General features: G+C 72.4%; 8 protein-coding genes and 2 pseudogenes. 7 read left to right on the top strand and 3 right to left on the bottom strand.

Annotated elements, in window-relative coordinates; genetic code table 11:
• Positions 1-170, bottom strand: a pseudogene (locus tag ACFVVO_RS38025) (cytochrome ubiquinol oxidase subunit I); the annotation flags it as partial.
• A 106-nt stretch (positions 171-276) separates the two neighbouring features.
• Here ACFVVO_RS38025 and ACFVVO_RS38020 point away from each other — a divergent pair.
• Both ACFVVO_RS38020 and ACFVVO_RS38015 read left to right on the top strand, forming a co-directional pair.
• Positions 277-840: an RNA polymerase sigma factor gene (locus ACFVVO_RS38020; RefSeq protein ID WP_390061364.1), complete on the top strand. Its 564-nt coding sequence runs from the start codon at positions 277-279 to the stop codon at positions 838-840.
• A complete protein-coding gene (locus ACFVVO_RS38015) occupies positions 833-1855 on the top strand; it encodes a CU044_5270 family protein (protein WP_390061362.1) in 1023 nt (340 codons plus the stop codon). The genes ACFVVO_RS38020 and ACFVVO_RS38015 overlap by 8 nt, the downstream gene beginning before the upstream one ends.
• Here ACFVVO_RS38015 and ACFVVO_RS38010 read toward each other — a convergent pair.
• Positions 1856-1942: pseudogene (locus ACFVVO_RS38010) on the bottom strand (bifunctional 5,10-methylene-tetrahydrofolate dehydrogenase/5,10-methylene-tetrahydrofolate cyclohydrolase); the annotation flags it as partial.
• Between the two features lie 248 nt (positions 1943-2190).
• Complete coding sequence (locus ACFVVO_RS38005; protein WP_390061361.1) at positions 2191-2556, bottom strand: nuclear transport factor 2 family protein; 366 nt, start codon at positions 2554-2556, stop codon at positions 2191-2193.
• A gap of 175 nt (positions 2557-2731) precedes the next feature.
• Here ACFVVO_RS38005 and ACFVVO_RS38000 point away from each other — a divergent pair, with 175 nt between their 5' ends.
• The 5 genes from ACFVVO_RS38000 (at position 2732) to ACFVVO_RS37980 (ending at position 6833) form a co-directional block, all read left to right on the top strand.
• Positions 2732-3031 (top strand): hypothetical protein, encoded by a 300-nt coding sequence (locus tag ACFVVO_RS38000; RefSeq protein WP_390061359.1) that lies wholly within the window; start codon positions 2732-2734, stop codon positions 3029-3031.
• A gap of 163 nt (positions 3032-3194) precedes the next feature.
• Complete coding sequence (locus tag ACFVVO_RS37995) at positions 3195-4283, top strand: S-(hydroxymethyl)mycothiol dehydrogenase (protein ID WP_390061357.1); 1089 nt, start codon at positions 3195-3197, stop codon at positions 4281-4283.
• Positions 4283-4912: an MBL fold metallo-hydrolase gene (locus ACFVVO_RS37990; RefSeq protein WP_390061355.1), complete on the top strand. Its 630-nt coding sequence runs from the start codon at positions 4283-4285 to the stop codon at positions 4910-4912. Before ACFVVO_RS37995 ends, ACFVVO_RS37990 begins: the two co-directional genes overlap by 1 nt.
• Before the next feature lie 102 nt (positions 4913-5014).
• On the top strand, positions 5015-5929 hold the full coding sequence (locus tag ACFVVO_RS37985; RefSeq protein WP_390061353.1) for an SDR family oxidoreductase: 915 nt from the start codon (positions 5015-5017) through the stop codon (positions 5927-5929).
• A gap of 208 nt (positions 5930-6137) precedes the next feature.
• Positions 6138-6833, top strand: a complete 696-nt coding sequence (locus tag ACFVVO_RS37980) for a L,D-transpeptidase family protein (protein WP_390061351.1) — start codon at positions 6138-6140, stop codon at positions 6831-6833.
• The last annotated feature ends 10 nt before the right edge of the window (positions 6834-6843 follow it).

Below are 6843 nucleotides of genomic sequence, written 5' to 3'. Positions count from 1 at the left end.
TTCGACATGATCTGCAGGCCCGGACGGGCCAGCTCGGCGCGCATCAGCAGCGCCATCACGCCGCCGATCAGGAAGAACGCGAACGAGGTGACCAGGTACAGCGTCCCGATCGTCTTGTGGTCGGTGGTCGTCAGCCACCGCACGGCCCTGATGTCTCTGATCCTCTTCACGTCCCGCCTGTGTCGGCGCCCGGCCCGTCGGTCACACTCGGACGGCGCGAGAAGGATCACGGAAGAAGGGTGTGACGATCCGGTCGGTGCCGGACACGAACCGAACATGAGCAACGACGAGATCTTCGCCGCTGCCTATCGCGAGCACTACTGGGCGGTCAGCCGCTATGTCGCGAGGCGGCTGCGGGGGCGGGCCGACGAGGTGGAGGAAGTGGTGGCGGAGGTGTTCACGGTCGCCTGGCGCCGCCGGGCCGACCTGCCCGCGACGCCGCTGCCCTGGCTGTACGGCGTGGCCCGCAACTGCCTGGCGAACGCGGTACGCGGCCAGGGGCGCCGGCGCCGGCTGGTGGACCGGCTCGGCAACGACGAGGCCGCGCACGCCCGGCACATCGCGGCCGGCCCCGACGCGGAAGCCCCCGGCGCCTGGGTGCACGAGGCCCTGGACCGCCTGTCCCCGGCGGACCGGGAGGTGCTGCGCCTCGCGGCCTGGGAGGAACTCGGCGCCGACGAGATCGCGGTCGCCCTCGGCTGCGGCAGCCGGGCCGCGGCCATGCGGCTGCACCGGGCCAGGAACCGGCTGAGGGCCGAGATCGACCGGCTGCGACCCCCGGTCGCGGCCGCGACCGCCCCCGCCGACGCGACCCCCTGCGAGGACGACCGACATGGCTGACGAACTCGAACTCCTGCGCCGCGCCAACCCGGTGCCGGACGACGCCCCCCACTTCGCGGACGGGCCGCTGGACGGGCGCGCGGAGCACCGGCTCCAGCGGCTGCTGAACGAACCCCGCCCACGGCGCCGTGTCCGGCCGCTCCCGGCGTTCGCCGGCCGTACCGGGCGCGCCCGGCTGGTCTGGGGGCTCGCCGCCACCGCCGTCGTCCTGGTGATCGCCGTCAACGCCGTGCTCGGTGATCCGGGCACCTCGCGGGCCGTGGCCGCGCCGCGACCGCTGCCGGTTCACGCCGCCTCCGCACCCGTACCACTGCGGGACATGGTCGCCCTCGCCGACGCTGCCGCGGCGGCAGACTCCCCGGGCCCGCGCAAGGGCACGCACGTGCAGTCGTGGAGTCTCGGCATGAGCGACGGCAAGCCCCCCGTCACCCTCCCCGAGGAGCGGGTGGTGCGCTGGCGGGCGGACGCGAGCCACACCGAACTGGTCGTGGCGACCGACCCGCGCCGGCCCGGCCGCCCCGTCCTCACCGACGAGGGCGGCGAGCCGCACCTGGTGGCGGACGGCCATGTGATCAGCCGGACCACGTACCCGCCGATGTGGAGCGACGCCCCGCCCGAGGCGCCCCCGCCGCACACCGCGGCGCGCCTGCGCGTCTACCTCACCGAGATCGCCCGCCCCCAGGCCGACCGCGGCACGGCCGCGCTGAGCACCGCCGAACTGCTCGACGCGGTCGCGGAACTGCTCGACCACTGGACCCTCGGCGCCCGTGAGTCGGCGGCCGTCGTCCGGCTGTTCGCGGGGACCGGGGGCCTCAGGCCGGCAGGCGAGGTGACCGACCGCCTGGGCCGCCCCGGACACGCGTACGTGTACGACGCCCGAGGCGTCCGGCACATGCTGATCCTGGAACCGCGCACCGGAGCCGTCCTCGGCATGGAGGACACCTTCACCGAGGACGCCCCCGAGTACGGCGTGAAGGCCGGGGCCGTCATGGGCTACAGCGCCTGGATGCGCTGATCACACCCCGGCCTGCAGGGCGGCGGCGGTCACGCTCCGCTCCAGCAGCGTGGCGATCGTCATCGGGCCCACACCGTCCGGCACCGGGGCCGGCTCACCGGGACGGGCTCACCGGGGCCGGATCCGGATCCGCCGGGCCCGGGACGGGCGCGGCAGCGCGGGGCGCATACGCGGGCGTACGGCCCGCAGCACCGACCGGACAACGGCGGCGGACAGGTGCACACCCGCGGCGGACACCGGCGCCGACCGTCGAGGGCGGGCCCGTCCCCGTGCCGCCCGGGCCGAGAAGGTCCAGGTCAGCCGCGTGCTGACCTGGACCCTCGCGGTCCTCCTCCCTACTCGTCCCATGCCTGGATCAGAATCTGCTCGGCGATCTTTCCGTCACGCAGGGTGATCATCGACTCGGCGAGGACCCGGGTGCCGTCTCCGTACTCGCAGGACTCGCAGTAGGCGGCGTGGTCGCCCTGGACGACGCACCGGTCCAGCTTGTGCGTCATGTCGCGGCTGTAGACGTCGTCGAGCATCGCGGCGATCTCGCCCCGGCCGCGCAGGACCTTCGGATGGCTCGGCTGGGTGTTGCGGTCGATGATGCGGATCTGCGCGTCGTCCGCGTAGAGGGACAGCAGGGTGTTCCCCGTGGTCCCCTCCACGCCCCGGCGCAGTGTCTCGGTGTCGAAGCTGGAGCCTGTCGCGGTGCCCATGGTGTGACCTCCTTCAGGCGCCCGCGGCCCGGCGGGAAGAAGGGCGGCGCGAGCCCCATCTCCGAGGCTCCTCCGCCCCGGCGGGCTCGGCAAGCGCAGACGGCCCCGTCCGCCTGACGAGTGAGCACCGCCCGGCGCCCGTGTCCGGCCGGGGCCCGGCGCCGTTGCTGAGGGCATGATCTCAACACGACGCATCGTCGCCGCCGTCGGTCTCGCCGCCGGGTTCGCGGGCCTCGCCGCACCCATGGCCAGTGCGGCCGGCACCGGCGCACCGGACACCGGGAGGATCAGCCCGATGACCACGCTGGACTCGCTCGCCACAGCCGGGCTCCCCGCCGACGAGCAGGGCCAGATCCCGAAGGTCTCCGAGCAACTGGGCGGGCTGAACCAGATCGGCGCACCCGACGGGCTGGGTCAGCTGGGCCAACTCACGGATCTGGTCGCACCCGCGACCGGTCTGCTCCCCGGCCTCTAGGCCAACCCCCGCGGTCCGGGGGCGTCCCGCTCGGGGGCGGCTTCCGGACCGGCCCGGCGCACCGCCGGGCCGAAAGATCCACTTTCCCGGTCGTGGTCCGTGCCGCCACCCGTGGTTCGCGCGTAGGGTCGCACCGAACGCACTACGAGGAAGGGGCCGGACCATGGCGCAGGAAGTACGCGGCGTGATCGCACCGGGGAAGGACGAGCCCGTACGGATCGAGACGATCGTGGTCCCGGACCCCGGGCCCGGCGAAGCCGTCGTACGCGTCCAGGCCTGCGGCGTCTGCCACACCGATCTGCACTACAAACAGGGTGGCATTTCGGACGACTTCCCCTTCCTGCTCGGCCATGAGGCGGCCGGTGTCGTGGAGTCGGTCGGCGAGGGCGTCACGGACGTGGCCCCCGGTGACTTCGTGGTCCTCAACTGGCGCGCCGTGTGCGGGAACTGCCGGGCCTGTCTGCGCGGCCGGCCCTGGTACTGCTTCAACACCCACAACGCCAGGCAGAAGATGACCCTGGCCGGCACCGGGCAGGAGCTCTCCCCGGCGCTGGGCATCGGCGCGTTCGCCGAGAAGACGCTGGTCGCGGCCGGACAGTGCACCAAGGTGGACCCGGCCGTCTCGCCCGCCGTGGCCGGACTGCTCGGCTGCGGTGTCATGGCCGGTATCGGCGCCGCGATCAACACCGGCAACGTGGGCCGCGGCGACTCCGTCGCCGTCATCGGCTGCGGCGGCGTCGGGGACGCGGCGATCGCCGGGGCGTACCTCGCCGGGGCGGTGAGGGTCATCGCCGTCGACATCGACGACCGCAAGCTGGAGAAGGCCCGCACGCTGGGCGCCACCCACACCGTCAACTCCAAGGAGAACGACCCGGTCGAGGCGATCCGCGAGCTGACCGGGGGCTTCGGCGCCGACGTCGTCATCGAGGCGGTCGGCCGCCCCGAGACCTACCAGCAGGCCTTCTACGCCCGCGACCTGGCCGGCACCGTCGTCCTCGTCGGCGTGCCCACCCCGGAGATGAAGCTCGAACTGCCCCTGCTGGACGTCTTCGGCCGCGGCGGCTCCCTGAAGTCCTCCTGGTACGGCGACTGCCTGCCCTCCCGGGACTTCCCCATGCTGGTCGACCTGCATCTGCAGGGCCGGCTGCCGCTGGACGCGTTCGTCACAGAGACCATCCAACTCGACCAGGTTGAGCAGGCGTTCGAGCGGATGCACCACGGCGACGTGCTGCGCTCGGTGGTGGTCCTCTGATGACCGTGCGCATCGAACGCCTGGTGACCTCGGGCCATTTCAGCCTCGACGGCGGCACCTGGGACGTCGAGAACAACGTGTGGATCGTCGGCGACGAGCGGGAGGTGATCGTCATCGACGCCGCCCACGACGCCGAGGCGATCGCCCGCGCCGTCGACGACCGGCGCCTGACCGCCATCGTGTGCACCCACGCCCACAACGACCACATCGACGCCGCTCCGGCGCTCGCCGAACTGACCGGCGCCACCATCTGGCTGCACGCCGACGACATGCCGCTGTGGCGGCTCACCCACCCGGACCGCGAGCCCGACCGGCATCTCGTCGACGGCCAGGTCATCGAGACCGCCGGCACCGATCTGACCGTCCTGCACACCCCCGGCCACGCGCCCGGTGCCGTCTGCCTGTACGACCCCGGACTCGGGGCCGTGTTCACCGGCGACACCCTCTTCCAGGGCGGCCCCGGCGCCACCGGGCGCTCGTACTCCCACTTCCCGACGATCATCGACTCCATCCGGGACCGGCTCCTCACCCTCCCGCCGGAGACCAAGGTCCTCACCGGGCACGGCGAGTCCACGACCATCGGGGCCGAGGCACCCCACCTCGAGGAGTGGATCAAGCGCGGGCACTGACCCCCGGCACCGCCGAAGGGCGGTAAAAGGTGACAGGAGATGTCCGGCTTCCCCGTGAGAGTGAACGACGACAGCAGTCGTGCACGTACAAGGAGGCCGGACATGTCAGGTCCGCTGCGGGGCAGGGTCGCACTGGTGGCAGGGGCGACCCGGGGCGCTGGACGCGGCATCGCCCGGGAACTCGGGGCGGCCGGCGCGACCGTCTACGTCACCGGACGCAGCACCCGCGCCCGCCGCTCCGAGTACGACCGCCCCGAGACCATCGAGGACACCGCCGACCTCGTCACCGAGGCCGGCGGCCACGGTGTCGCCGTGCCCGTCGACCACCTCGACCCGGCCGCGGTACGGGCCCTGGTGGACCGCGTCGCCGGCGAGCAGGGCCGCCTGGACCTGCTGGTGAACGACATCTGGGGCGGCGAGAAGCTCTTCGAGTGGGACACGCCGGTGTGGGAGCACGACCTGGACAACGGGCTCCGGCTGCTCCGCCTCGCCGTCGAGACGCACGCGATCACCAGCCACTTCGCGCTCCCGCTGCTGCTTCGCCACCCCGGCGGCCTGGTGGTCGAGGTCACCGACGGCACCGCCGACTACAACCGCGACACCTACCGCGTGAACCTCTTCTACGACCTCGCCAAGACCTCCGTGCTGCGCATGGCCTTCGCCCTGGGGCACGAACTGGGCCCGCGCGGCGCGAGCGCGGTGGCGCTCACCCCCGGCTGGATGCGCTCGGAGATCATGCTGGAGGCCTTCGGCGTGCGCGAGGACAACTGGCGCGACGCCCTCGACCGCGAACCGCACTTCGCCATCTCCGAGACGCCGCGCTACACCGGCCGCGCCGTGGCCGCCCTGGCCGCCGACCCCGGGGTGTCCCGCTTCAACGGGCAGTCCCTGTCCAGCGGCGGGCTCGCCCGGGTGTACGGCTTCACCGACCTGGACGGCAGCCGCCCCGACGCCTGGCGGTACCTGGCCGAGGTGCAGGACCCGGGACGGCCGGCCGACACCACCGGATACCGGTGAGCCCGGGGCCCGCGCCGCCCCGACCGGTTACACGGCCCCCGGATCCCCGACTCCCCGAAGCCGCCAAGTTCACCGTTTCGTCACAGCCTGGCCGGAACCACAACCCTCCGGTGCCCGGGCAGGTCTAGTAGTCCGGAACCGCGGGAATCGCGAAGAGAACCACCCGGGGAGATCCCCGGGCGCGAGGGGACAAGGGGAAGAGGCCGACATGGGGGACATACGCAGACGCGGTGTCGTCGCACTGGGCGTCACCGGACTGGTGGCGCCGCTCACACTCGCCTTCACCGCGGCGCCGGCCCAGGCCGCGAGCTGCACCACACAGGCGGGCCCGTACCAGAAGCAGGTGGAGAAGTTCCTCGGCCGGCCGGTCGACGGCAAACAGTCCACCACCGACTGCAAGGCCATCCAGGCCTTCCAGAACAAGCACGGCATCACGCCCAACATCGGCTACGCCGGTCCCGTCACCTGGGGCGTGATGGATCTCATGAACAAGCAGAAGGCCGTCGGGAGCAACCCGAACAAGGACGGCAAGTGCCCGGTGAACAAGGGCCGGATCGCCTGTGTGAACCTCACGCTCCAGCTCAGCTGGATCCAGGACGGCAGCAGGCTGGTCTACGGGCCGGTGCCGGTGCGCACCGGCCGTGACGGCTACGAGACCCGCACCGGCCTGAAGAAGATCTACTGGCGGGACATCGACCACGTCTCCACCATCTACAACGTGGCGATGCCCTACAGCCAGTTCTTCGACGGCGGCCAGGCCTTCCACTCGGTGGGCCTGAGCATGTGGAACCCGCCCGGCTCCCACGGCTGCGTCAACATGACCACCACCACCGCCAAGAAGTACTGGTCGCTGCTGAAGAACGGCGACGACGTCTACGTGTACGGCCGCAAGCCGGGCACCTGAGTCATGGAGA

The organism is Streptomyces sp. NPDC058145, from assembly GCF_042884245.1.
GTDB lineage: Bacteria > Actinomycetota > Actinomycetes > Streptomycetales > Streptomycetaceae > Streptomyces.
Note: the sequence above shows the minus strand (reverse complement) of the source record. Positions and strands in the feature narration are given on the sequence as shown.

Bases quoted from the DNA above. Each gene is read 5' to 3' on its own strand.
- ACFVVO_RS38015 (WP_390061362.1), top strand. From the start codon at position 833: ATGGCTGACGAACTCGAACTCCTGCGCCGCGCCAACCCGGTGCCGGAC.
- ACFVVO_RS38005 (WP_390061361.1), bottom strand. From the start codon at position 2,556: ATGGGCACCGCGACAGGCTCCAGCTTCGACACCGAGACACTGCGCCGG.
- ACFVVO_RS37990 (WP_390061355.1), top strand. From the start codon at position 4,283: ATGACCGTGCGCATCGAACGCCTGGTGACCTCGGGCCATTTCAGCCTC.
- ACFVVO_RS38020 (WP_390061364.1), top strand. From the start codon at position 277: ATGAGCAACGACGAGATCTTCGCCGCTGCCTATCGCGAGCACTACTGG.
- ACFVVO_RS38000 (WP_390061359.1), top strand. From the start codon at position 2,732: ATGATCTCAACACGACGCATCGTCGCCGCCGTCGGTCTCGCCGCCGGG.
- ACFVVO_RS37980 (WP_390061351.1), top strand. From the start codon at position 6,138: ATGGGGGACATACGCAGACGCGGTGTCGTCGCACTGGGCGTCACCGGA.
- ACFVVO_RS37995 (WP_390061357.1), top strand. From the start codon at position 3,195: ATGGCGCAGGAAGTACGCGGCGTGATCGCACCGGGGAAGGACGAGCCC.
- ACFVVO_RS37985 (WP_390061353.1), top strand. From the start codon at position 5,015: ATGTCAGGTCCGCTGCGGGGCAGGGTCGCACTGGTGGCAGGGGCGACC.